Genomic DNA, 21,194 nt, shown 5'->3' on the forward strand with positions numbered 1-21,194 from the left:
ATTGACCAAAAGGAAGGAGCAAGGGTACAGTAAGTACATTCGATTGCAAGGAGCTGATTGTTTTGGATAAAAAACAGCTTGAGGATCATATTATTAAACAATTCAGACAGGATGAGCAAATGATGATTCTTGTGTTTGCTCAATGGTGCGTCAATCATGACTTAGATGCCAAACAACTTTACGCACGAGCCTACCCAAAACAGCAGGACAACCCTGAATTGGTGCAAGCACTGAAAAACACTGTCCCAAAAACCGAAGCTGGGCCAATCTCAGACGAGACAGTGCTTGGCGTGCTTTCCCTCTTTGACAACGCTGATCTTGCAAGTGTGGTTACTGAAGAAATTGCCTTACGATCATGACACTTATTCTATGATTTAAAAAGCCAATTCAAGCAAAATAGGGCAATGGTCACTCCCTACTGTTTCTGGATGAATGGCTGCCGTTTGAATGTTTGTAGCCAGCTGAGCTGAGACAAGCCAATAATCAATACGCCAGCCAATATTCCGTGCACGTACATTAGCCATATAAGACCACCATGTATAATGCCCATCTTCATCCCCGTTCATATAACGGAAGCTATCGACGAAACCAGCTTCCAGCAGAGCCGTCATTTTTTCACGCTCTTCGTCAGTAAACCCTGAGTTCCCTCGATTTGCCCGATCATTTTTCAAATCAATGGGACGATGAGCAACATTTAAATCGCCACAAAGAAGCACTGGTTTTTGTAGCTCGAGGTTGCAAAGATACGTTCTTGCAGCATCCTCCCACGCCAATCGGTAAGACAATCTAGACAAATCACGTTTGGCGTTAGGCGTGTACATCGTAACGATATAAAACTGAGGATATTCGAGTGTAATTACTCGGCCTTCATCATCCGGAAACTGTTCTCCTAAGCCTCGTTGAACAGACATAGGTTCCTCTTTCACAAACACGGCTGTTCCTGAATAGCCCTTCCTCGTTGCATCATTCCAATATTGCTTATAGCCTGGCAGCTCCAATTCCAGCTGCCCTTCCTGCATCTTTGTTTCCTGAACGCAAAATACATCTGCATCCATAGCTGCAAAATAGTCCAGAAAGCCTTTTTTTACGCAAGCTCTTAATCCATTCACATTCCAAGAAATCATCTTCATACGAACAACCTCTACCTTATGTATTTCTCTAGTTTTCTGTTTCCGAGCGCATAGGCTCTTCTTGGCGAAACACACGCCAGCTTGTTTTTAAACTGGCGTAGACGCCAACTGCAGCATTGCCATAAAAAAATCCCATAAAAAGACCAGCTGCCACATCATGGGGATGACTATAAATGAGCGATACAAGAACACCTAGAACTGTTGCGATGGTTGGGACAAATACCCTTGGGATGAAAATGACCACCTTTAACAGCTGCGTTACGACCAAAACGAGCGGCACGGCGATCAATGCATCCCAAATGTTGGTTTGGATAAAAGGCAATTCCATTCGCTAGAAACCTCCCAGCAGTTTTCGCCTACCTTTCCCAAATCCAACCTTTGTCATTCATTCTATAGGAAAGCTATTCTTTTTTGCCTTCACGCTTCGCTTTACGATAGTCGTTAATGATGAAAATGATCGTCACAATTAAAAAAAGTCCCAGTACTGTAAAAACGACTACATCAGCCATTTAAATCACCCTTCACACACGTTTTATTCCCTACATTGTAACAAACCGGTCAAGCGATCCTACATCTTACGGATGCTTAAAGACCGTGAGAGCTTATGCAAAAGGAATCGCCTTCACTATACGTCAGACGGCTGGTTCGTTTCGGGCACCAATAAAGTTCACAATCTGGAGCACACCCCAATACGCAATCCCACCAGATGTTCCTAAAATCCCACCGAGTAGCGCGGCCTGTGGATGGAAAACTATTATGACACTGGAAATGACACCAACGACGATCCCCCCGATGGCATATGTCAGAAACCCTATAAAAATACGCTTCACATTTTTCCATTGACTGTTCCGCTTTTGGAGCCAAGAGTCCACAATGATGGAACCAGGCACACCTAACAGTAAGAAGATTGGTAGTGCATAGAACATAGCCATAATGAACATTGATCCAAAAGTGATCTCATTTAGCATTTCCTCTGTGGGTAATTCAATACTTTCAAACACAGATAGAAATACGCCAGCGATCCATAATGAAAATATTGTACCTGCGATAACACCAACAAGAATGCGTTTCCAAATCGGTCTTTTCATACCCCTTCCCCCCTCTTAACCATCTCTCTTTATTGTATCAAATCTTACGAAGCATGTCAGAAGCTTTGCCGTAGTGCTCATCAAATTTTTCCCGTTATTTACTCTTGCTGTATCGTTCTTTATACTTAGGAAGGAATTGATTATGACAGGCTGGAGGAGATGTCGATGAAAGCAATTGCCGTTTTTTGTGGGTCAAGGCTTGGTGCGAAAGACGCTTATAAACAAGGGGCCGTCGCGCTTGGAAAAGCGCTTGCAAGAGAAAACATCACGCTCGTGTATGGAGGAGCGAGTGTGGGATTAATGGGAACCGTAGCGGATGAAGTTTTGCAAGCTGGAGGAAAAGTGATCGGTGTGATGCCCCGTTTTCTTGATGAGCGAGAAATTTCCCATCCATCATTAACTGAATTGATTGTCGTCGACTCCATGCACGAGCGAAAGGCAAAGATGGCTGAACTTTCCGATGGGTTTATTGCCTTGCCAGGAGGTCCAGGAACGCTTGAAGAGATTTTCGAAGTGTTCACATGGGCTCAGCTTGGTTTACATCAAAAGCCATGTGGATTTTTAAACATTCATCAGTATTACGATCAAATGGAAAAGCTGTTCGATCATATGACGAAAGAGGCCTTTCTTTCGGATACCTATCGTTCAATCGCGCTTTTTGAAGATCAGCCCGAAACGCTAATCGAGCGTTTTAAACAGTACACTCCACCAGAAGTCAAAACGTACATTACATCGGAAGACCAAACATAATTAATTCAAGCCTATGGTGTGCCTGAGAACTCAGAAAGGAGCAGATGTTGCCGAATTTTCGTTCCAAGCAAGGCGCTTTTTCGCAGGCGTACCGGGAACGCAGATGGGGACGAAAAGGTGGTGATAGCTGCCTCTGAGCGAGTTTTAAGACACGTCCTAAAAGCGTACCAGTCAACATGGTACGCTTCTTTTGTATGAAAGGCAGTCGACAACTTTCTATTATTCAATCGTTTCTATTTTTTCTTCACTAACAGCCAAAATGGAGCTACGCACGGACTCAATAATTTGATGAAATGCCGAAACAGCCTTCTCTTGATCACTTGCTCGTATTGCATCAAGCAAGGTTTCATGATAAGGATAACTGCTATCAAAAATATCTGACTTGCCAAAGGGTTCGTCCCAGAATTTATCAAACTGTACTGCCATGGAATCGATCATACTCTCAAGCAAACTATTGTCTGCGATATGGTAAATCAGGTGATGAAACTTGGCATCTGCTTGATTTGCTTCGTCTCTTCTATTTTCTCGAATGCTTTGTCGATAAACCGTTAAGCAAGCAGACAGCTCAGCCACTTGTTGATCCGTTGCTTTCATGGTAGCCAGTTGAACTGCCTTGCCTTCGAGCGCCTCTCGAACATCCAACGCATCTAACAAAAAGCTCGTCTCGTTCTCTATTTGAAACCGTGTTTGTATAAGAAATGGTGCTACCTTTTGGACAAAAGTGCCTTTACCGTTTTCAATGAATACAACCTCTCTTGCTTCAAGAATTTGCAAAGCTTCCCTTAAAGTCGATCGACCGACCTCGAATGTTCGAGCCATCGTATCAATAGATGGAAGCTTTTCGCCTGCTGAAAGATTGTTGCTCCGAATATATTGAACGAGCTCTTCAGCCACCATCTCCGGCAACCGTTGCTTTTTTACTGCTTTCACACCAACCGCTCCTTTTTGTTCATTAGTCAAAGTATAACAGAAGCATCATGGAATTCATTGTAAACATTTTCACACTCAACCTATCATACAGCATGACAGTGTGATAGAATAAACGCATTCATTTATTTCACACTGGAGGGATTTCAAATGGAAGATTCGGATTCAATGATCTGTATGCAAACCATTGATGAGAACGGTCAATACCATGGCGCAGTTGCCACCCCAATTTTTCAAACAAGCTTGTTTGCCCAGCCTGATTTTGAAACGTTTACAAAAGTACACCAAAAGGAAAGGGAGAATTTTGTTTACAGCAGAGGTGTAAATCCTACCGTGCGAGCACTCGAAATAAAACTTGCCACACTTGAGCGTGCGGAGGAATGCAAATGTTTTGCTTCTGGAATGGGTGCTATCTCTGCCACAATGCTAACCTTACTTCAACAAGGGGATCATGTCCTTTTCCTCAATACAATTTATGGTCCAACGCGGCAACTACTTGATTTTCTTCATCGATATGGGGTTTCATACGACCATAGCAATCCAGTTAAATCGGATATCGAGCGGGACATTAAACCAAACACTAAAGTCATATATCTCGAGAGTCCAAGTACCAATTTAATGGATGTTGCTGATTTGAAAGCGATTTCTACTCTTGCTAAACAACACAACATAGTAACGGTAATTGACAACACTTGGTCTACACCGCTTTTCCAAAAACCACTAGAATTTGGGATAGACCTGGTGTTGCATTCTTTAACAAAATACATTGGTGGACATAGCGATCTTATTGGTGGTGCTGTAGCTGGAAATAGAAAAACTATAGACCGAATTTTTGAAGAGGGCTTTTTGCTGACAGGGTCCGTATTAAGTCCTAATGATGCATTTCTCGTCCTTCGCGGATTAAGCACATTGCCCGTACGAATGAAACAACATTGGGAGAATGCTAAAGATGTAATAGCATACCTGCTTCATCAACCTGAAGTCGAACATATTTTTCATCCAAGTCAAGCTACAGGAGAAACAAAGAAAATCGTTCAGAATCAGATGAAGGGATTCTCAGGTCTGCTCAGCTTCTCAATAAGGGACGCTTCATTTGAAGATGTTCGAACATTCATTAACGCATTTACTTTATTCAAAATTGGGGTAAGTTGGGGTGGTTATGAAAGCTTGGTGATTGCTCCCATTCGAGAAAACAATGCTGAAAAACTACGATCTGAAAACATTCCACCTGGGCTGATTCGACTTTCCATTGGTCTTGAAGGAAGTGCTTTGCAAATTAATGACTTGAATAAAGGATTCAATGCACTCCGAAACCGATAACCTACCATTGAGGAGAGATTCTTATGACAGACCGAACTACTAAAAGACCAAGTGTAACTCTTGCCGCAATATTGTTAGTTCTAAGTATGCTTATATTAATTATTGGAATTGGAGTGCTAAAATACCCTGGACAGCTTATGCTTATTATGGCTGGCGCATTACTTACGATCTCAGCTGTATTCCATGGAAGTACATTTGACGAAGTCATCTCGACCATGTCTACAAAAATCAAGAAGGCTTTGCCAGCGATCCTTATCCTCCTAAGCATCGGTTTGCTTATTGGAAGTTGGATAAGTGCAGGAACCATTCCTTTTCTCGTGTATTATGGCTTAACTTTTATTGATCCACAATTCATTTTTATAATGGCTTTTGTTATTACAGCAATTGTTTCAACTTGCACTGGCACGTCTTGGGGCTCAGCTGGTACAGTAGGGGTCGCTTTAATGAGCGTTGCTGCAACACTTGACGTATCCCTTGCCATTACTGCTGGTGCTGTTATTTCCGGCGCATATTTCGGTGACAAATTGTCCCCTCTTTCGGATACGACGATTATGAGTGCGTTGTCCGTTGAAGTGTCTGTGTATGACCATATTCGTCACATGCTCTACACGAATATCCCTTCAGCTGTCATTGCTGCTATAGTCTTCACAACACTGGGCATAAATTCAAATAACTCAAATGTCTCAGTTGAAGAAGTCACATCAATGTTGAACACCTTATCTGACCTATTTCATCTTAACCTAGTCGTTTTACTGCCGGCAATTGTTGTTATTGTTGGCTCTCTAATGAAGAAAAATCCTTTATTGGTAATAATCAGTTCTTCATTCACTGCGATGCTACTTGCAATATTTCTACAAGGGGCACCGTTAGGGATCGTGTTTAGCACATTGGCTGATGGATTCTCAGTCAAAAGCCTAGAGAGCTATATTCCTGGGCTGGATTCATCTACGTTACCTGAAAGTGTCGTTTCTTTAATGGAACGTGGTGGATTGGCTTCGATGTACGCTCCAACATTTATTGTATTTTGTGCGTTCTTTTTTGCGTCTGCTCTTGAACAATCACAAGTGTTGGTTGTTTTTCTAGAAAAGGTAACGAGCTATCTTAAATCAACTGGAAGTGTCATTTTCACTTCACTTGTAACAGGCTTTAGCATTGTTGTTTGCACATCAAATTCATATGTAACTTTTTTCTTAATGAAAGATTTATTTGGCGAATTATATAAGAAGCAACGCCTCCACAGAATGAACTTGTCTCGAAGTATGGAGGATTCAATTACCGTAACAGAGGCACTTATGCCGTGGACTGTGTCGGGTGTATTTATGGCGACAACACTTGGCGTAGAAAACTTTGAGTTTTTGCCATTTGCCATCTTTAACTTAGGCGGCTTCGTCTTCTCAGCACTGTACGCCTTTTTATCTCCAGTGACAAAAGGGTTTGGTATTCGCAAATTATCAGAAACGGATTCTGAGCCAACACCAACCTCACAAGGAACGGACGTAACGCCTAAATAATAAGAAGCAAAGCTGTACCGTATGCCTATCATCTAAGCGTACAGTACAGCTTTTTTCTGTTTTAGTAGAACTTAAGACGACTGATAGCGCTCGTATTGATCTTTTCTAATTTCAATTAACTTCTCATACCCCATTTGCTTCAGAGTATTGACGTAATTTTCCCATTCCGCTTCAACATCAAGCTCACCAGTGATAAATTTCGACCGCATTTCTTCCATATACGTATTGATGTCGGTGTTGATTGCATCTAACTCATCACTTTCTTCAGCGGTTGGCGTAAATGTTGAAATAATGGTCTCAGGCAAATACGCTTCAGCCTCTGCCGGGTCTGCATTCACCGATTTCGCTAATTCATTGCCCATGGCAGCTGTTCTCCACGTATCTGGAGGCTCAAGGTAAGGCCAATACCCTCCATAAACGTTATCAACAAATTGGAATGCTCCAATTTGAGCTCCCTCTTCATGATTCAAAATCTCGTCGGAGTATCGTGGCAAACCATCAACCATTGTATACGTGTAGCCCTCTTCACCAAATGCAGCGAATTTACTTCCTTCTTCACTGTAAAAGAAATCGACCCATTTAATGGATTCTTCTGGGTATGGATTTTTTGAAGTGACTGTAAAGGACGATGTCCCGCGAACTACAGGATCTACCCAACTCATCACTTGGTCGCCGTAAGGACCTTCCAACGCATGGATGCCAACGTAATTTTCTTCGGTTTTAACGCCTGAATAATCAGGGTTTGCCCATGAGAAGGCGCCGATCTGATCAGCAGCTACTTGATTGACCCACTGCCCATATTCCAAACCGCTAAACGATGTTTTTCCTACTAAGCCCTCTTTATACATCTCCTGCAATAGCATAAATACTTCTTTATAGCGCTCATCCGTTAAGAGCGGTTGAACTTCATTATTCTCATCTAAATAGATATACTGACCAATCGCTGGTGAACCGCCATTGCCTAATCCATAGCTTCCTAACAGCTGATGCATCAACGACCAGCTAAGCGTACCAGACGGCATCGACCAACCTTGTTCATCATTTGGATCTCCATTCCCATTGGCATCCTCATCTCGAAATGCTCTCAGCACATTCACGAATTCCTCAACAGTTTCTGGCTGCTCCAGTCCTAAATTGTCAAGCCACTTTTGATTGACATAAAGGCGGATGGAGCGAAAAACATACGAGTTGTCGATGTAAGGCAATGAATAGATATGACCATCTGATTGCGTAATCGCTTTTCTAATTTCAGGATTCTCGTCGAGCAGCTTTTGAATGTTCGGCGCATGCTCTTCAATTAAATCTTCAAGTGGAATAAACAACCCTTGTTTTCCGTATTTCAATAACTCATCGTTCGAAAAACCAATTTGATAGAAAGCATCTGGCAAATCCTTAGAAGCCATCATGATGTTTTTGCGCTCATCTAAGCTACTGCTGTTAATTTCTTCCCAATTAATATCGACTCCCGTTTTCTTTTGCAGCTCCTGAAACATCCAAAGTTCCTCTGAAGGTGGCCTATGCTCAACCATACTTGGTCGGGCAAGCTCAAGTACGATATCTCCTGACTCATTGGTCGTTGCTTCACGCGGTCCTGCTCCTCCACTGTTGGCACAGCCTGAGATCGCTAGTAGGATTGCAGCCCCAAGTAAACCAACAGCTTTTTGATGTATTTTCATAAATTTTTCCCCCTTTTGTGGTTACCCTTTAATAAATCCTTCTGAAATAAATGATTTTAAAACTTTGACAAAATTGAATAATATATAAGCCCCTTGAAATTGTTACATTGGCCGACGACCTAGGAGAGCAACAAGAAAGCAGTTCTAGTCGGGTACAGCTCTTCCTATCACTTCGATTTACGCGATTCCGCATAATTTATGACGATTGATAGCGCTCATATTGCTCTTTTCGAATTTCAATCAATCTGTCATACCCCATTTGCTTGAGTGTATTGACGTAATTTTCCCATTCTGCTTCAATATCAAGCTCGCCAGTAATAAACTTAGTTCGCATCTCTTCCATAAATGTATTGATGTCGGTAGTAATGGCGTCTAACTCTCCGCTTTCATCTGCGGTTGGCGTAAATGTTGAAATAATGGTCTCAGGCAAATACGCTTCTGCCTCCTCAGGGTCGGCATTAATTCTATTCGTTAAATCATCGCCAAGAGCAGCTGCTCTCCACGTATCTTTGGGTTCGAGATAGGGCCAATACCCTCCATAGAGATTATCAATAAATTGGAATGCTCCCATTTGTGCGCCTTCAGGATGATTTAAAATCTCATCAGAATACCGCGGCATGCCGTCGACCATCTCATATGTGACACCTTCTTCACCAAACTTAGCGAAGTTGCTTCCTTCTTCACTATAAAAGAAATCGACCCATTTCATAGATTCTTCTGGGTATGGATTTTTTGATGTTATTGTAAACGAGGACGTCCCTCTTACCGCAGGATCTACCCAGCTCATCACCCGGTCCCCGTAAGGTCCTTCCAACGCATGAATGCCAATGTAATTTTCTTCGGTTTTATCGCCCGAATAGTAAGGATTCTCCCAAGAGAAGGCCCCAATCTGATCGGCGGCTACTTGATTAACCCATTCTCCATATTCCAAACCACTGAACGATGTTTTTCCGATTAAGCCCTCTTTATACATCTCCTGCAAAAGCGTAAACACTTCTTTATAGCGCTCATCGGTTAACAGCGGTTGAACTTCATTATTCTCATCTAAATAGATATACTGACCAATCGCTGGCGAACCACCATTGCCCAACCCATAGCTTCCTAAAAGTTGATGCATCAATGACCAGCTTAATGTACCAGATGCCATCGACCAGCCTTGCTCATCAGTTGGGTCACCATTCCCATTGGCGTCTTCATCTCGGAAAGCTCTTAGGACATCAACAAATTCCTCTACTGTCTCTGGCTTCTCTAGTCCTAAATTGTCTAGCCACTTTTGATTGACATAGAGGCGAATAGAACGAAAGACATGCGAGTGGTCGACGTATGGCAAGGAATAAATGTGTCCATCCGATTGCGTTATGGCTTTTCGGATTTCAGGGTTCTCGTCGAGCATTTTTTTAATATTTGGCGCATGCTCTTCAATTAAATCTTCAAGTGGAATAAACAACCCTTGTTTTCCGTATTTCAATAACTCATCGTTCGAAAAACCAATTTGATAAAACGCATCGGGCAAATCCTTGGATGCCATCATGATGTTTTTACGTTCACCCAAGCTGTTACGGTTAATTTCATCCCAAGTGATGTCAACCCCTGTTTTCTTTTGCAGCTCCTGAAAAATCCAAAGCTCGTCTGATGGTGGGCGTGTATCGGTGTAGCTTGGTCGGGCAAGCTCAAGCACGATATCCCCCGCCTCATTCGTGGTCGCTTCACGTGGTCCTGCTCCACCACTGTTTGAACACCCTGTGACGGCGAGAAGTATTGCTGCCCCTACTAAACCAACGATTCTTTGATAAGACGTCATATCTTCCCCCCTAATTGTGGTTACCCTTTAATAGATCCGACAAGAATTCCTTTCTCAAAAAACTTCGACAATAATGGATATAAAATGAGCAAAGGCAGAGCCGAGACAACGACAACGGCATACTTCAACCCTTCCTTGGCTAGCATCCGATCGGCGTACCCAGTGTCCGATGCACTTTGTAGCATATTTTCCATTTCTTCTTTGACAAGAATTTCACGAAGAAACAGCTGGAGTGGAAACTGATTTCGATCCGACAGATAGATGAGCGCATCAAAATAATTGTTCCAATGACCGACCCCATAAAAGAGAACCATAACAGCAATGATAGGAGCTGAGAGTGGCAACACCACCTTCATTAGCAATTTAATATCATTACATCCATCCATAAATGCACTTTCTTCAAGCTCGCGTGGAATACGCGTTTGAAAATATGTTCGCATGATAATCATATTAAACACTGAAATGGCTCCTGGCAGGATAAGCGCCCACATTGAACCTACAATGCCAATGGATTGATTGACGAGGTACATTGGAATAAGGCCGCCACTGAAAAACATTGTGAACGTGAAAACAAATGTAAAAAAGCCGCGTCCAAAAAAATCTCGTCTACTCAATGGGTAAGCTGCCAACACAGTCATCAGAATATTTGTAAATGTCCCCACAAAGGTGTACAAAATAGAGTTGCGAAATCCCGTCCAAATATCTGGATTCTCAAATACGAGCCTGTAGCTCTCCACATTGAAACCACGTGGCCATATCAACAATGGGTTTTCGTACAATTCAGCCGGATTGCTAAACGATGCCAAAACAACGTACAGCAACGGGTACAAAATAATGCATGTAAAGATCAAAATGATGGCAACGTTGATCCCATCAAACAATTTTTCACCTTGTGACCTGTTCACGAGGGACATAGGCTGCTTCCTCCTTTACCAAAGACTCGTCTCTCCAACTTTGCGCGCAATGGCATTGACGACAATTAACAAAGCAAAATTAATAATATTGTTGAACAAACCTACAGCAGCAGAAAAGCTATATTGTGCATTTAGTATCCCTGATTTGTACATGTAGGTTGAGATCACTTCCGACGTTTCCAGGTTGCTTCCTGTTTGCATGAGGAGGACTTTTTCAAAACCAACACTCATGATTCCCCCAACAGCTAAAATCGCTAGAATAACAATGGTTGGTCGGATACCAGGCAATGTAATATGCCAAATACGTCTAAATTTACCCGCACCATCGATGTAGGCAGCTTCATACTGCTCAGGAGGCACCCCTGCCATAGCAGCAGTATAAATGAGCGACGACCAACCAATGCTCTGCCAAATGCCAGACCAAGTAAACAAATGCCAGAAATTATTAGGATCTGCGAGAAAATCGATCCTTTCGCCGCCCCACATCTCAATGACGCCATTGACCACTCCACTTGTCGGAGAAATAAAAAACAACAGCATCCCAACAATGACAACCACGGAGATAAAATGAGGTGCATAGGATATGGTTTGCACGATGTTCCGCAATTTCTTGTTCCTAAGCTCATTGAGCATCAAGGCAAGTATAATTGGAAGTGGAACACCAACGATAAGCCCATACGCAGAAATTGCCAAAGTATTGCGAATTAAACGTTCGAAATAATAGGCATTGAAAAACCGTTCAAAATGCTCAAAACCAACCCATGGACTTCCCCAAATACCAGAGCCGGGAAGAAAATCTTTAAATGCAATTTGCACGCCATACATCGGCCAATAATGCCAGATGCCAAAATATATGATCGGCAGTAAAAGAATCACATACAAGCCTGCACTTTTTTTCAATCGCTTTTTCGTTTCTTTCCAACCTGATCGATTGGCTTCAATTTGCGCCAAAATAGCTTGCTGATCTAGCTGTGACTTTGCCTTTGCCATCCCGTTCCCCCTCACTTTTAGGTAGCGCTTTCATTCAGATAATGATTATATCAAATTTAAGTTAAATATATCATATAATAATGTGAATATTCATGTCAATAAGATGATTCAAAGTCTTTGATCGTCTCCTTGATTTCTGCTCCTAAATGAAATATTCAAAGCTATATTATAAGAAACATGATAGGATTACATTCCTTATTTATCTTTCTAAACAATCAATTGGTCGACAATTTAGAAGCGATTAAAGACAAGTGCGCCACATACATTCGACCTCTAAATTTACAAAAAAAGCGAATACCACTATGAACTTTGCTACATTTCAATCATAATTAAGTATACTTATAAATTTAAAGAGTATTCTTTTCCACTCATCTTTCTCACTTTACATTCGCGGAAAGCGAACGTATAGCCGTTTGCCTATAGAGAATGTTTTCCAGCTTTACTTTGTGCGAAAACAAGCACCACAATTCATTTTGATTAAAATGAGATCTACGTTACCTGATAGGGCACTAGCGAGGGTCCAGTGGCAAATAAAACACGACGAGGTCTTCTCGAGTCGATGTTGCACTTGTACACTTTAGGGTGAAAGCGAGCGTATGGCAGCTTGTATAAAAAGCAACCACAACAACGGCTTGTAGGTTTAGCCAGTTATATCTAAGCGTGTCAGCCAGGCTGCTTTTATTGATGTACTCATCTTTAATGGTGTACAAATCCGCTTGGTTACTAAGAGTCGCAATTTTAGAAGGTATTTTTATATTTACTGAATACAACCGGCGTTGTCTTGAAGAGGTCACTGGATCTATCTCACCTCGCTTCCACTCAAGCACAGCTAGCGTTGTAGTTGATTTTGCACTTCGGAAGTTTTCTAAACCACAAATTAACCTGAAGTCCACTGCTTAATCTACATTAGGTGATATAACTTTGCATGAAACGATGCACTTACATGTCTTGTTTGCTAAAGCAACACAGCTTAACTCCTTTTCCATTTTCCTCATAAATAATACGAGACGAAACAAAATAAAACAATTTACGCAGAGGCAAACATCAGCGTAGTCAACATACGTAGACTCCTGCGGCAAAGAAATCACGACGAAGTCTTTTTGAGTCGATGATACACTTGTGCCCTTTAGGGTGGAACAGCGCGAGCTGAAGATCCCGCAGGAAAGCAAGACTCCAAGGAAGCTGAAGCCGTGCCCGGCGGCAAAGAAAACACGGCGAGGTCTTCTTGAGTCGATGTTGTACTTGTACCCGTAGGGTGAAAAGTAAACACGATGAGGTACTCGCGAATCGATGTTGACCTTATACCCTTTAGGGTGAAAGCGAAGTATTTTGACGAAGCGGTCGTGTTTTCTTTACACCCCTCATCCTATATCTTAATTGACCTATCTCATCTTGCCTCCACACAAGCACAGTTAGCTTTGAAGGTTGTTTTTACGCTGTGAAAGTCGTTTTATTACACAAACAAGTCACAGAGGCAATGCCTCTGTGACCTGTTTTATTACGAAGCTTGGTAACGCTCATATTGTGCTTCACGAATTTCCATTAGACGATCGTACCCCATCGTCTTTAACGTTTCGACATAGTTTTGCCATTCCGCTTCTATATCAAGCTCACCTGTAATGAATTTTGTACGCATTTCTTCCATGTACGTTCGAATGTCGGTCGTAATGGCATCAAGCTCTCCACTTTCTTCATCCGTTGGTGTGAAATTAGAAAGAATCGTCTCTGGCAAGTAAGCTTCCGCATCAGCTGGATCGGCATTAATCGCTGCCTCCAAATCACTGCCCTTCGCTGCCGCTCTCCATGTATCTAAAGGTTCGATATATGGCCAGTACCCTCCGTACACATTATCAAGAAATTGGAATGCACCGATTTGTGGTCCTTCCTCATGGTTCAGAATTTCGTCTGAATAACGTGGCATGCCATCAACCATGGTGTAGGTTTCCCCTTCTTCGCCAAAGGCAGCGAAGTTAATGCCTTCCTCGCTATAAAAGAAGTCAACCCATTTCATCGTCTCTTCTGGATTCGGGTTTTTCGATGTAATGGTAAACGCGGACGCTCCTCTCACTGGTGAATCAATCCAACTCATCACGCGATCCCCATGAGGTCCTTCAAGGGCATGGATACCTGTATAGTTATCTTTCACTTTTACACCAGCATAGTCTGATCCTGCCCAAGAAAAGGCACCAACCGTGTCATCAGCTGCCTGAGTCACCCACTGGCCGTATTCTAATCCACTAAATGCCGTTTTTCCAATCAAGCCTTCTTCGTACATTTGGTTCAGTACTAAGAAAACTTCTTTGTAGCGTTCATCCGTCAACATCGGTTGAATGGCTTTGTCTGCGTCAATATAGACATATTGGCCAATGGCAGAATTCCCCCCACCACCAATACCATAACTCCCAAGAAGTTGATTCATGAGCGTCCACGGCAATGTGCCAGACTGCATTGTCCAGCCTTGCTCATCATTAGGGTCCCCATTTCCGTTCGCATCTTCATCACGAAAGGCTCTGAGCACATCGATAAACTCGTCAACAGTTTCGGGCTGCTCTAAGCCGAGGTTATCCAACCACTTCTGATTCACATATAGGCGAATCGAACGATACACAGCTGAATGGTCGACATATGGCAATGAATAGATATGGCCATCTGATTGCGTGATCGCTTTACGAATTTCAGGACTCTCATCCAACATTCTTTGGATGTTTGGTGCATGCTCTGCAATTAAATCTTCTAACGGAATGAAAAGACCTTGGTTCCCGTACTTTAACAACTCATCATTTGAAAAGCCGATTTGATAGAATGCATCAGGTAAATCCTTTGAGGCCATCATAATATTTTTTCTCTCATCGAGACTATTTCTTGAAATCTCATCCCAATTAATATCTACGCCAGATTTTTCTTGCAACTTTTGAAACATCCAAAGATCTTCAGAGGCTGGACGAAGATCGGTTTGGCTAGGGCGAGCGAACTCAAGGACAAGATCGCCAGCTTCATTCGTTGTTTCTTCTCTAGGCGCTGAGCTCCCACTGTTCGAACAGCCTGAGATGCCTAAAAGGACTGACATTCCAATAACACTTAATGCTCTGTAACCTAATTTCATAGAAATTCCCCCTTATATCTATCCTTTAATAGAACCTACTAAAATGCCCTTCTCGAAAAACTTGGATAACAACGGATACAAAATTAACAATGGCAATGCCGACACAACAACAACCGCGTACTTTACTCCTTCTTTGGCAAGCATACGATCGGCGTAGCCTGTGTCAGATGCACTCTGGAGCATGTTTTCCATCTCTTCCTTAACGAGAATTTCTCTCAAAAAGAGCTGCAAAGGGAACTGATTTCGATCAGATAAATAAATTAACGCATCAAAGTAGTTGTTCCAATGACCTACACCATAAAACAACACCATAACGGCAATGATTGGTGCCGAAAGGGGTAACACAATTTTGATCAGCAACTTAATATCATTACACCCATCCATGAAGGCGCTTTCCTCAAGCTCCCTAGGAATCCTCGTTTGAAAATAAGTCCGCATAATGATCATATTAAAAACGGAAATGGCTCCTGGAAGAACAAGTGCCCACATAGACCCAACTAGACCAAGTGACGAATTCACTAGATACATCGGGATGAGACCTCCACTAAAAAACATCGTGAAGGTGAAGAGAAAGGTGAAAATGCCTCGTCCGAAAAAGTCCCTCCTGCTCAACGGATACGCAGCCAGTACAGTCATCAAAATGTTAATAAACGTACCAACAAACGTGTAAATAAAGGAGTTTCTAAATCCGATCCAAATATCAGGATTCTCGAACACAAGCTTATAGCTTTCTACATTGAAGCCCTGTGGCCAAAACAGCAATGGATTTTTATACAATTCCGCTGGATTGCTAAAGGAAGCAAGGACCACATAAAGCAGCGGGTATAAAATAATGAGACTAAACACCATAATGAAAATTAAATTGAATGCATCAAACACTTTTTCACCTTTGGAGCGATTCACCATCGCCATTAGTAATCCCCCCTTACCATAAGCTCGTTTCACCGACTTTTCTCGCGATTTGATTAACGACAATTAACAGAATGAAATTAATAATATTGTTAAACAAACCAACGGCTGCCGAAAAGCTGTACTGTGCATTTAATATCCCTGATTTGTACATGTAAGTCGAAATGACTTCAGAGGTTTCTAAATTGCTTCCAATTTGCATAAGGAGGACCTTTTCGAATCCTACGCTCATCACACCTCCGACGGCTAAGATCGCCAGAATGACAATGGTAGGCCGTATGCCCGGCAAGGTAATATGCCAAATGCGCCTGAATTTACCTGCACCATCTATATATGCAGCTTCATATTGTTCCGGCGGCACCCCTGCCATTGCGGCTGTATAAATTAATGAGGACCACCCTATACTCTGCCAAATTCCTGACCAAGTGAACAAGTGCCAGAAGTTGTCTGGATCTGCAAGAAAATCAACTGATTGCCCGCCAAACATTTCGATCACGCCATTTACGACACCACTTGTTGGCGAGATGAAAAACAGAAGCATCCCAACAATAACGACGACAGAAATAAAATGTGGTGCATAAGAAATCGTTTGCACAACGTTACGAAGTTTTTTGCTTCTCATCTCATTGAGCATTAATGCCAAAATGATTGGAAGCGGAACACCTACAACGAGCCCATAAAATGAAATGGCCAACGTATTTCGAATTAATCGTTCAAAATAATAGGCATTAAAGAATCGCTCAAAATGTTCAAAGCCAACCCAAGGGCTCCCCCATATACCTAAGCCGGGAAGAAAATCCTTGAAGGCAATTTGCACACCGTACATTGGCCAGTAATGCCAGATACCAAAATACAGAACAGGCAACAATAAGATCAGGTACAGCCCCGCGCTTTTCTTAAGCCTCTTCATTATTTCTTGGCTTTTAGAGCGATTGGCCTCAATCTGAGCTATAATGTCCTCTTGATTGGCTGATGGTTTATAATTACCCATATTTTACCTCCTTAACGATTTTTCAGGCAGCGCTTACATAATACTTTAATTAGTTATATCAATATCTCTATTAAATATATCATATAATGAGTAAAATAATTTTGTCAATAAGATTGTTTAGGATATTTAAGCAATTTATTTGTTGGTTTAATGAGAAAATTAGGATAATTTCTGCAAAAAGTACCTTTTTCGCCTTGGGTTGATATATCTAATTTGATTTAAATTTTATTGTTTAAAAACCATAAAATGGGTTTATTCTTTTTTAGACAACTCGCGCAGTGCAAAAGTCACCTTCAATGCTTGCTGTGCTTGAGTGGAAGCAAGGTGGAATAGATCCATTGATCTCTTCAATGCAACGCCTGCTGTATTCAGAAATATAAAGATACCATTGCTCACAAGCCTATTTTTTCTAATAAGGCGCCACTAAGTTACCCCAGTTAAATATGCCCATACACAAAAAGAGTGTGCTGGATCAGTCGTTTGATCCGCACACTCTTTTTGTCTTTTTTTAAGGCACCTATCCCTTTACCCAAACAAGCTAGTAGAGTGCTTCGGTTGCACCTTGCTATCGGGATTGAGGTACGCATAGGCATTGTTAATCGCGGTTGGCCCTTCGCCAAACCCAGTTGCAATAAGCTTGATCTTGCCATCATACGTGCAAATATCCCCTGCTGCATAAATGCCTGGTATATTTGTCTCCATACGTGTATTGACGACGATTGAATTTTTATCAATATCTAGTCCCCACTCTTTAATCGGCCCAAGCGAAGAAATAAATCCATAATTGACAATCAGTGTATTCGCTTCAAGCGTTTGCTCCGAGCCATCCTTGCTACGTGCAATGACTTGTGTTACATCAGGATCGCCAATGATGTCAACGACTTCATATGGCGTCATAATTTCAACGCTAGATGCTTTTAGTTCATTTACTGAATGCTCATGCGCGCGAAACTGATCACGTCGATGAATGAGGGTTACTTTTTCGGCAATTGGCTCTAGCATAAGCGCCCAGTCAACTGCTGAATCCCCTCCACCTGTGATGACCACATGATGGCCTTTAAATTTTTCTAAATCTTTAATATGATAATGGAGACATCGACCTTCGTATCTATCCGCACATTCAAGCTTCAAACGTCGGGGTTGGAATGATCCCACGCCACCAGTGATAATGACTGTTTTTGAAAAATGCACGTCGTCCCCTGTTTTCAATAAAAACGTCCCATCTGCTTGCTTCTCTACGCTGTCTACCTGTTTGCCCAACACAATAGATTGATCAAATTTGCTCATTTGATCACGTAAATTATCGACAAGCTCACTTGCTTTTATTTTCGGAAATCCTGCTACATCGTATATATATTTATCCGGATAAAGTGCCGTTAACTGCCCCCCGAGATCAGGCATACTATCGATTAACTTCACTTTCATATCTCTCATTCCACCATAAAATGATGCAAATAGCCCTGTAGGCCCTGCACCGATAATGGTGACATCATACATTTCACTCACGTCTCGTCCCTCCAATGAAATCCATACTTTCTGGAATGTTCCAAGTCATGCAGTTCTTCTAGTTACAATGTATTATTATATAGGAAAAGACGTCATTCGTCACTGGTTGAGATTGAATTTCATTTACAAGTAGCATGTAATTGTTCACAACTCTGTCCATAAATTGTCTGAGGAGAGCTGATTTTGACATTTGTTTTTTCTCTTTCTACAATGAAAGTAGACGGTCTTCACAAGAAGAAAAGAGGCGAACAGCTTGCATCGAGATGATTTTATTATGAGAATGTTTCAATCCGCTGTTGCAATGGCAGCAAAAATTGCTGGTCTTCGCACTGAGCGTAATAAAGCAGAAATTGATGCTATGCTAAATGAGGCCATGAAAGGCGTCTCTGGAATGAGCCGAAAAACCATTGGTCTGCTCCCTCCTGCAGAGTTAGAATCGATGTTTTCCTCGCGTGAAGATCAAGCTGAACGTGCTACAGGACTTGCCTTGCTTCTCATTGAAGAAGGGGATAGTCATGAAGTGTTTGACGAAAGTGAGGCTGCTTACGAAGATTACATCAGAGCGTTAACTTTAGTGCTACCTGTCGTTCTAAACGGCTCATCAGCTGTACGTGAACAACTTCACTATACCGTGGACGGTCTAATTGAACGACTAAAAAATTACCCCTCCACTAGTGGCTGGCCCCTTAGAACGGTCGATTATTTTGAGACCATTCACCAGCGGTATGATCTTGCAGAGAATGTCCTTTTCGCAATTGCCGAGCTTGCACCAACACCTGAAATCTTTTCTCGCGGGGAGACGTTTTATACATCAAGGCTTGCTGAATCAGCGGAGGCTTTGAACAAGGGGCAGCTCCCAAAAGACGAAGCCATTGATGGGTGGAAGGATTTCCAAGCTTTATTTAAGAACTAGCAAGGGAGTGAGGGGATGTCTGAGTTTAAAGACAATTACAGTTTTCATTTTAATGAACAACCTGCATTCACCAACCCGCTGTCTCTCGTAAGTACTGGTTGGGAAAGGACAACATCACCTGACTACCAGTGGAACGGAAACGAACGCACGGGTGAAAATGTGCTTCTGTTTCAATATACACTGTCAGGTTACGGCCTATTGCAAACGAGCGCACACCAGTATGAGGTCCACGCTGGTCAAGGGTTTCTTGTTTGGCTTCCTAGCGATCACCATTACGGATTGCCAAACACTAGCACACATTGGGAGTTTCTTTATGTGATGTTTAAAGGGAATGAGCTTCAAACAACCACGAGAGACCTTGTGGAACGGGTTGGCTCTTTTTTTCATGCCTCTCCAGATGCTTCATCAATCAAAATCCTGCGTGAATTGCATCAGCTCGCTAAAGATGGTCAAATTAGAGATGGGTACCTTGCATCTAGTCTGTCGTATCAGTTTTTATTAGAGCTTTATCGATTGCAATCCAACGTCCCATTTGTACAAGCACCATCCTATATACAAGAAGCAGTACAGTTTATCACCATGCACTTCGCTACAATTGATTCTATTGAAACGCTCTCAAAGCACACCTCCGTATCACGCGCACATTTTTACAGACAATTTCGCAGGTACACAGGCCTCACAGCAAATGATTATCTTGTTAAAGTGCGTCTTGAACAGGCGGCCATGCTTTTGAAGCAAAGCAAACAATCACTTGATGACATTGCCCATGCTGTTGGATTTTCAAGTGGTCATTATCTGTCAAAGGTGTTTCGTCAATGGATTGGTCTAACGCCTGGAAGTTATCGTCGGAGCACGAGTCAAGCGACAAGTGGGAAGCTGATCGTGAGCCCTCCCCTAAGGCCAAAGAAAAAAAGAGATACAACCAACGAGTAGGCATTATTAAAAACGTGCATGACGAAGCTGAATCCAAAGGCTGTAAAGCCACCTTGATCGACGTTTCGCTAGCTTAAGATTAGCAATCGCAGCAATCTTTTCGGTGACCTCTTGAACGTCAATGCCCGCTGTGTTGATACGATGGGCTGGGAGCCTTTCCATCGCTTCAACACAGCGGTCTATCTGGTGCCAATTCCATGTTTTTGGTCCATCTCCCCGTTTTTTTAACCGTTGCTGGATCGTTGCTTTTGATGCGATTAACGAAATAGGCAACACGTCTATGCCTCGTTCTTTTAACGTTTCAATCGTTTCTGTATAGTACAGCTCATTTGTAATCGTCATCGGTACGATCGTGACCCCTTTGTGTCCCTGCAATTCGATATGTGTAAGCAACTCAACGATGTATGTTCGCCAAATAGGATAATCCTGAAAATCCTCAAGTTGCGCTTCTTCGGGAACGTCCTTTTGTATTCGGTAGCCTATTTTTTCAGGATCAAACAAATGTGCTTTGGATAATCTACGTTTTAGCTCATAGGCGGTTTGGGTTTTCCCAACACCAAAGGAACCATTAATCCAAACAATCATAGATGACCTCCGTTCTAAGAGCGTTGTTTTTTTCAGCTGTACGTGAATATTGTTATTCTAAATCGTTTATAGAGCTACGTGCAATTCTCTCTTACGAAATGTTTGGGGGAAATAGAGCAATAAAGGCTGCCTAAACAGTCATCTTAT

Annotated in this window: 20 protein-coding genes; 6 read left to right on the forward strand and 14 right to left on the reverse strand. The window is 42.1% G+C overall.

Annotated elements, in window-relative coordinates; translation table 11 throughout:
• The first annotated feature begins 62 nt into the window (after positions 1-62).
• Positions 63-359 (forward strand): hypothetical protein, encoded by a 297-nt coding sequence (locus tag EV213_RS00540; protein ID WP_133578522.1) that lies wholly within the window; start codon positions 63-65, stop codon positions 357-359.
• Positions 360-374: 15 nt separating this feature from the next.
• Here the strand turns inward: EV213_RS00540 and EV213_RS00545 are convergent, their stop codons facing one another.
• The 3 genes from EV213_RS00545 to EV213_RS00555 all read right to left on the reverse strand — a co-directional run bounded on the left by EV213_RS00545 (position 375) and on the right by EV213_RS00555 (position 2,218).
• Positions 375-1,130, reverse strand: coding sequence for an exodeoxyribonuclease III (locus EV213_RS00545; RefSeq protein ID WP_133578523.1), 756 nt, complete (start codon positions 1,128-1,130; stop codon positions 375-377).
• 28 nt (positions 1,131-1,158) lie between these two features.
• On the reverse strand, positions 1,159-1,458 hold the full coding sequence (locus EV213_RS00550) for a hypothetical protein (protein ID WP_133578524.1): 300 nt from the start codon (positions 1,456-1,458) through the stop codon (positions 1,159-1,161).
• Between the two features lie 304 nt (positions 1,459-1,762).
• Complete coding sequence (locus tag EV213_RS00555; RefSeq protein ID WP_133578525.1) at positions 1,763-2,218, reverse strand: hypothetical protein; 456 nt, start codon at positions 2,216-2,218, stop codon at positions 1,763-1,765.
• Positions 2,219-2,383: 165 nt separating this feature from the next.
• Between EV213_RS00555 and EV213_RS00560 the strand changes: the two genes are divergently transcribed.
• Positions 2,384-2,968: an LOG family protein gene (locus EV213_RS00560; protein ID WP_133578526.1), complete on the forward strand. Its 585-nt coding sequence runs from the start codon at positions 2,384-2,386 to the stop codon at positions 2,966-2,968.
• 219 nt (positions 2,969-3,187) lie between these two features.
• Here EV213_RS00560 and EV213_RS00565 read toward each other — a convergent pair whose 3' ends face one another.
• Positions 3,188-3,898 carry a FadR/GntR family transcriptional regulator gene (locus tag EV213_RS00565; RefSeq protein WP_133578527.1) on the reverse strand — a complete coding sequence of 237 codons (711 nt, stop codon included), beginning with the start codon at positions 3,896-3,898 and terminating at the stop codon, positions 3,188-3,190.
• 174 nt (positions 3,899-4,072) lie between these two features.
• Between EV213_RS00565 and EV213_RS00570 the strand changes: the two genes are divergently transcribed.
• Both EV213_RS00570 and nhaC read left to right on the forward strand, forming a co-directional pair.
• On the forward strand, positions 4,073-5,215 hold the full coding sequence (locus EV213_RS00570; RefSeq protein WP_208112696.1) for a trans-sulfuration enzyme family protein: 1,143 nt from the start codon (positions 4,073-4,075) through the stop codon (positions 5,213-5,215).
• 23 nt (positions 5,216-5,238) lie between these two features.
• On the forward strand, positions 5,239-6,726 hold the full coding sequence (gene nhaC / locus EV213_RS00575) for a Na+/H+ antiporter NhaC (protein WP_133578529.1): 1,488 nt from the start codon (positions 5,239-5,241) through the stop codon (positions 6,724-6,726).
• A gap of 71 nt (positions 6,727-6,797) precedes the next feature.
• On the opposite strand, the gene EV213_RS00580 is transcribed toward nhaC, so the two are convergent.
• The 9 genes from EV213_RS00580 to EV213_RS00620 all read right to left on the reverse strand — a co-directional run bounded on the left by EV213_RS00580 (position 6,798) and on the right by EV213_RS00620 (position 18,631).
• A complete protein-coding gene (locus tag EV213_RS00580; protein ID WP_133578530.1) occupies positions 6,798-8,402 on the reverse strand; it encodes an extracellular solute-binding protein in 1,605 nt (534 codons plus the stop codon).
• Positions 8,403-8,598: 196 nt separating this feature from the next.
• A complete protein-coding gene (locus EV213_RS00585; protein ID WP_133578531.1) occupies positions 8,599-10,203 on the reverse strand; it encodes an extracellular solute-binding protein in 1,605 nt (534 codons plus the stop codon).
• 20 nt (positions 10,204-10,223) lie between these two features.
• Positions 10,224-11,117, reverse strand: coding sequence for a carbohydrate ABC transporter permease (locus EV213_RS00590; protein WP_133578532.1), 894 nt, complete (start codon positions 11,115-11,117; stop codon positions 10,224-10,226).
• 15 nt (positions 11,118-11,132) lie between these two features.
• Positions 11,133-12,107: an ABC transporter permease gene (locus tag EV213_RS00595; RefSeq protein ID WP_133578533.1), complete on the reverse strand. Its 975-nt coding sequence runs from the start codon at positions 12,105-12,107 to the stop codon at positions 11,133-11,135.
• A gap of 509 nt (positions 12,108-12,616) precedes the next feature.
• On the reverse strand, positions 12,617-12,901 hold the full coding sequence (locus tag EV213_RS00600; RefSeq protein ID WP_133578534.1) for a hypothetical protein: 285 nt from the start codon (positions 12,899-12,901) through the stop codon (positions 12,617-12,619).
• Positions 12,902-13,605: 704 nt separating this feature from the next.
• On the reverse strand, positions 13,606-15,210 hold the full coding sequence (locus EV213_RS00605) for an extracellular solute-binding protein (protein WP_133578535.1): 1,605 nt from the start codon (positions 15,208-15,210) through the stop codon (positions 13,606-13,608).
• Positions 15,211-15,228: 18 nt separating this feature from the next.
• Entirely contained in the window at positions 15,229-16,122 is an 894-nt protein-coding gene (locus tag EV213_RS00610) for a carbohydrate ABC transporter permease (RefSeq protein WP_133578536.1), read from the reverse strand.
• A gap of 13 nt (positions 16,123-16,135) precedes the next feature.
• A complete protein-coding gene (locus tag EV213_RS00615) occupies positions 16,136-17,029 on the reverse strand; it encodes an ABC transporter permease (RefSeq protein WP_243739955.1) in 894 nt (297 codons plus the stop codon).
• Between the two features lie 606 nt (positions 17,030-17,635).
• Complete coding sequence (locus EV213_RS00620) at positions 17,636-18,631, reverse strand: NAD(P)/FAD-dependent oxidoreductase (protein ID WP_424923006.1); 996 nt, start codon at positions 18,629-18,631, stop codon at positions 17,636-17,638.
• 238 nt (positions 18,632-18,869) lie between these two features.
• Here EV213_RS00620 and EV213_RS00625 point away from each other — a divergent pair, with 238 nt between their 5' ends.
• On the forward strand, positions 18,870-19,529 hold the full coding sequence (locus EV213_RS00625; RefSeq protein WP_133578538.1) for a DUF6483 family protein: 660 nt from the start codon (positions 18,870-18,872) through the stop codon (positions 19,527-19,529).
• 15 nt (positions 19,530-19,544) lie between these two features.
• Positions 19,545-20,462: an AraC family transcriptional regulator gene (locus EV213_RS00630; RefSeq protein ID WP_133578539.1), complete on the forward strand. Its 918-nt coding sequence runs from the start codon at positions 19,545-19,547 to the stop codon at positions 20,460-20,462.
• A gap of 6 nt (positions 20,463-20,468) precedes the next feature.
• Here EV213_RS00630 and EV213_RS00635 read toward each other — a convergent pair whose 3' ends face one another.
• On the reverse strand, positions 20,469-21,047 hold the full coding sequence (locus EV213_RS00635; RefSeq protein WP_133578540.1) for an AAA family ATPase: 579 nt from the start codon (positions 21,045-21,047) through the stop codon (positions 20,469-20,471).
• Positions 21,048-21,194: the final 147 nt, after the last annotated feature.

The sequence above is a fragment of the Aureibacillus halotolerans genome (assembly GCF_004363045.1).
In the GTDB taxonomy this organism is placed as follows: Bacteria; Bacillota; Bacilli; order Bacillales; family DSM-28697; genus Aureibacillus; species Aureibacillus halotolerans.

Bases quoted from the DNA above. Each gene is read 5' to 3' on its own strand.
- EV213_RS00595 (WP_133578533.1), bottom strand. From the start codon at position 12,107: ATGGCAAAGGCAAAGTCACAGCTAGATCAGCAAGCTATTTTGGCGCAA.
- EV213_RS00635 (WP_133578540.1), bottom strand. From the start codon at position 21,047: ATGATTGTTTGGATTAATGGTTCCTTTGGTGTTGGGAAAACCCAAACC.
- EV213_RS00610 (WP_133578536.1), bottom strand. From the start codon at position 16,122: ATGGCGATGGTGAATCGCTCCAAAGGTGAAAAAGTGTTTGATGCATTC.
- nhaC (WP_133578529.1), top strand. From the start codon at position 5,239: ATGACAGACCGAACTACTAAAAGACCAAGTGTAACTCTTGCCGCAATA.
- EV213_RS00615 (WP_243739955.1), bottom strand. From the start codon at position 17,029: ATGAAGAGGCTTAAGAAAAGCGCGGGGCTGTACCTGATCTTATTGTTG.
- EV213_RS00605 (WP_133578535.1), bottom strand. From the start codon at position 15,210: ATGAAATTAGGTTACAGAGCATTAAGTGTTATTGGAATGTCAGTCCTT.
- EV213_RS00555 (WP_133578525.1), bottom strand. From the start codon at position 2,218: ATGAAAAGACCGATTTGGAAACGCATTCTTGTTGGTGTTATCGCAGGT.
- EV213_RS00560 (WP_133578526.1), top strand. From the start codon at position 2,384: ATGAAAGCAATTGCCGTTTTTTGTGGGTCAAGGCTTGGTGCGAAAGAC.
- EV213_RS00545 (WP_133578523.1), bottom strand. From the start codon at position 1,130: ATGAAGATGATTTCTTGGAATGTGAATGGATTAAGAGCTTGCGTAAAA.
- EV213_RS00590 (WP_133578532.1), bottom strand. From the start codon at position 11,117: ATGTCCCTCGTGAACAGGTCACAAGGTGAAAAATTGTTTGATGGGATC.
- EV213_RS00550 (WP_133578524.1), bottom strand. From the start codon at position 1,458: ATGGAATTGCCTTTTATCCAAACCAACATTTGGGATGCATTGATCGCC.
- EV213_RS00580 (WP_133578530.1), bottom strand. From the start codon at position 8,402: ATGAAAATACATCAAAAAGCTGTTGGTTTACTTGGGGCTGCAATCCTA.
- EV213_RS00585 (WP_133578531.1), bottom strand. From the start codon at position 10,203: ATGACGTCTTATCAAAGAATCGTTGGTTTAGTAGGGGCAGCAATACTT.
- EV213_RS00630 (WP_133578539.1), top strand. From the start codon at position 19,545: ATGTCTGAGTTTAAAGACAATTACAGTTTTCATTTTAATGAACAACCT.
- EV213_RS00570 (WP_208112696.1), top strand. From the start codon at position 4,073: ATGCAAACCATTGATGAGAACGGTCAATACCATGGCGCAGTTGCCACC.